At 37.0% G+C, this 243-nt stretch carries 1 pseudogene; it reads right to left on the bottom strand.

The features are described from left to right. A pseudogene (locus ACFIN0_RS10150) lies at positions 1–243 on the bottom strand (hypothetical protein); the annotation flags it as partial.

Genomic DNA, 243 nt, shown 5'->3' with positions numbered 1-243 from the left:
TAAGAACTTGCGGTTGGTTTGGGAAAAATTCAAGTGATTTTCGCAAGTCAATTTCTGCTTTTGGCCACTGTTGTAAACGTTCAAAAGCAATACCACGCTGATAAAAGAGTTTCCAATCGTCCTGTTGAAAGTTTTTTATCTGGGCAATAGCGTGGTCTAGAGTTTTAGTGGCTTCAAGAAATTTATTGTCCTGCATATAGAAAGCAACGAGTGTTATCAAAATGTTACGATCATTGGGAAATT

It is taken from the genome of Bartonella sp. AA89HNZF (genome assembly GCF_042196905.1).
GTDB lineage: Bacteria > Pseudomonadota > Alphaproteobacteria > Rhizobiales > Rhizobiaceae > Bartonella.
This window is presented reverse-complemented; position numbering and strand designations above follow the sequence as displayed.